The sequence below is a fragment of the Pararhodobacter marinus genome (assembly GCF_003122215.1).
Lineage (GTDB): Bacteria > Pseudomonadota > Alphaproteobacteria > Rhodobacterales > Rhodobacteraceae > Pararhodobacter > Pararhodobacter marinus.
This window is the reverse complement of the sequence record NZ_QEYD01000024.1, coordinates 1-3,467: the sequence shown is the minus strand read 5'-3', so window position 1 is coordinate 3,467 and position 3,467 is coordinate 1. Positions and strand designations below refer to the sequence as shown.

The following is a 3,467-nucleotide window of genomic DNA, read 5'->3' as shown; positions in this document are numbered from 1 at the left end:
GAGAGAAACAGGTTGCGGTGATTGGACGGGAGGCTCGGGGGCGTGGCATCGCCCGTGGTCCTCGTGCTGATCTGCAGGGCGTAGCGGACGTTGTTGTAGACGCCGCCCAGCACCTCCGAGGCGTTGCGGTCACTCCAGTCGCTGTCCGTGGGAATGGCGAAGCTCACGATCTGCCGCTCAGGCCCCCAGACCGCGCTGCCCACAGGCTGCGTCTGGCGCACGAGGCGCAAAAGCCCCTCGCGCAGCCAGAAGCGAGGCGCCTGGGGATCCGTGTTGTCGGTGTATTGCCAGAGCCGCACATCGCCGCCGGCGACGATGGTCCACATATCGCCAAGCGCCGTGGGGCCGAGCTCGACCACCAGAAGGTTTTGCCAGCCGGGCGTGTACGCCCCGCCGGGATACCATCCGCCATAGGTCTCGGACTGGAAGTCGGTCGCGGCGCCCAGCTCCAGGATCTCGCGCGAGATCACTTCCTTGCCCTTGATCTGGCCCGTCTCGCGGTCGAGCTTGAAGCCCGCGACCGGCAGGCCCTCGTCCTCGTCGTAATTGTCCGATTGCAGCGCGCCGGTGATCTCGCCGAAACCGATCGACACATTGGCGATGCGCGCCCAGTCCATGAACACCTGCCCGCCATCGACGAAGAACGGGGTCTCAAGGCCGCTGCCCGTCGCGATGACGAACTGGTCGGCATAGACACCCACGCGCGAGGGCGTGTTCCAGTCCGAGGATACGTCAATAAAGAGCCCGGCTTCCTTGAAGCCATAGCCGCTGGCATAGCGCGCCATCATGCCGATCCGGGCATAGCCGCCGGGGCCCGCGACGGTTTCCATCTTGAACGTGGTCCCCGCCGTGGCGTCATCGACGGTGCTTTCCAGCGCGGAGATCGAAGAGGCCAGCGCACTCAGCTCGCCGTCGATCTCGGAGACCTCGACCGAGAGCGCATTCAGGGCGGAGGCGCTGGCGCGGGTGGCGAGTTCGTCGTCCAGATCGGACAGATCCGCCGTCAGCTGCGTGATCGCGTTAGCATTGGCGGTAATCGCCCCTTCGGCGGTGGTCACGCGCGTGGTCAGGGCATTGAGGGCTGCAGCGCTGGCACGGGTGGCAACATCACCTTCGAGCGCATCGAGACCGCTTTCAAGCGCAGTCACCGCGCTCGACAGGCTGTCTATCTCATCCTCGGTCGCCGTGACACGGGCCGTCAGCGCGCTGACCGCGCTTGCGCTTGCTTTGGTCGCGAGGTCGCTTTCGAGATCGTCGATGCTCGCCTCAAGTCCCGTCACGGCGCTGGACAAGACATCGATACTGTCTTCGGTCGCCGTCACGCGCGCTGTCAGGGCGTTGACCGCCGAGGCGTTGGCCTTGGTGGCCAGATCGCTTTCCAGACCCGCGACGCTTGCCTCCAAGGCCGTGACCGCGCTGGAAATCGTGTCGATCTCACCCTCGGCTACCGTGACGCGAGCGGTCAGTGCAGACAGAGCCGAGGCGCTGGCCTTGGTGTCGAGCTCGTCGTCGAGGCTGCCAACGGTTGCTTCCAGCGCCGTGATCGCGCTCGACAGCGCATCGATCGAGGCGCCCTGGTCGACAACCTCGACCGACAAGGCCGACAGGGCGTTGGTGTTCGACAGGATGTTGCCGTTCGCGTCGAGGACCTGCGCCGTCAGCTCGGTGATCGCGGCAACGTTGATCGAGACCTGCCCGTCCGTCGCATCGATGCGCGAGGTCAGCGTTTGCGAAACCCCCGCCACATAGTCCCGCACCACGGCGCGTTCGTTCTCGTCGCGCGCGTTCGCATTGAGACCTTCCAGCGCCACGCCGCGCAGCTCTGTCTGCAGGTTGCGGATCGCGGCGGCGAAGGAAGCGAGCGAGCCATCGTCCAGCGTCTCGACCTGCGCCACCAGCTCGTCGAGCGCCGAGGCCAGCGCGCGGGTTTCCAGATCGTCCTCGATGCTCGACAATTCGGCATTCAGGTTTGTGACCGAAGTCGCGAGGGCGGAAAGCCCGTCTTCGTTGTCCGTGACCCGGATCGTCAGGGCATCAAGGGCCCCGGCGCTTGCCTTGGTATCCAGCGCATCGTCCAGCCCAGCGATGCTCGCTTCCAGCGACGTGATGGCCGCCGCGTTGATGTCGAGAGCATTGCCCTGGTCGATGACCGTCAGCGTCAGGGCGTCGAGCGCGCCGGCATTGGCGATGATATCGCCCTGCGCATCCAGCACCGCAGCATCGAGCGCGGTGATCGCCTCGACATTGATCGCGACCTGCTGGTCGGTCGCATCCACGCGCGTGTTGAGCGTCTGGGTTGCGCCGGCCACGTAATCGCGCACCGCAGCTCGCTCGTTCTCGTCGCGCGCGCTGGCGTTCAGGGCTTCCAGCGCCACACCACGGACGCTGGCCTGCAGGTTGCGGATTGCCTCGGCATAGGAATATTGCGAGCCGTCCGAGAGCAGTCCGACCTCGACCGTCAGGCTTTCGACGATCCCAGCGATCGCTGCGAGCCCGGTTTCCTCGTCGTTGACCGTGGCTTCGAGCGCCGTGATCGACGTGGCGGCGGCGGCCAGACCATCCTCTGTGTCGGTGACGCGGACTTCCAGCGCGTCGATCGCGTTGGCATTGCCGGTGATCGCCCCCTCGGCGTCGGTCAGATCCGCTTCCAAGGCGAGGATGGACGAGGCCAGCGCGCTATCAGCCGAGATCCGCGCTTGCTGCTCGGTCAGCAGCTCGGCCGAGGATGCCCCCGGCGATGGCCGCCCGATCGCAACCCAGTCGATCTCGTAATAGTTCGAGGCGTCCGCACCATCAGCCAGATCGAGCCGGATCGCATCGATATTGCCGGTCCAGCCGGGCGTCCAAGTCAGTTCGGCGATATCTTCGCTGCTGAAGGTCGGTTCTGCCAGCGTGTCGCGGCGACCGGCATCCCAGCCTTGCCCGGCATCGGCCCACCAAAGTTGCCCCAGCCAGGTGGGCGAGCCCACGCGACGGATACGAGCGCGGGTTTGCGAGTACATCGCACCATCGACACCGAGCCCCGTCGGCGACAGGGCGGACGAGGCCGCGCCGGGAACAAGGAAGCCGTCCGCAACACTCGGGCCGGTCGGCGCGCCCGTCCAGTCCTCGACCGTCGTGTCGAAGTACCAGATCTCGGCATGGTCGAATTGCTGCGCGGTGCCGACGGCCACGGCCGCGACCAGCGAGGCCAGCGCATTGTCCCCGTCGATCCGCGCCTGTTCCACCTGCTGGATGGACGCGGACAGGTCGTCGCTGCTGGCTTCGAGCGTGATGATCCGCGCCGTCAGCGCGAAATCCGCATCGGCCAGCACCAGGATCTGTTCGTCAAAGCTGGCTTCCAGATCGCCAAGCTGGACCTGTAGCGAGCGGCGGATTTCTTCGCGCTCAGCATGGTCATTCGCCGCAAGCTCGACCACTTCCGCCGCGACCTGACGAATGCGATCACGCTCTGCACGGATCTGGTC

General features: G+C 66.1%; 1 protein-coding gene. It reads right to left on the bottom strand.

Translation table 11 applies throughout. The features are described from left to right. Nucleotides 1–3,467, bottom strand: a 3,467-nt coding sequence (locus tag C4N9_RS21585) for a phage tail tip fiber protein (protein ID WP_146195204.1), incomplete at both ends; no start/stop codon positions are given.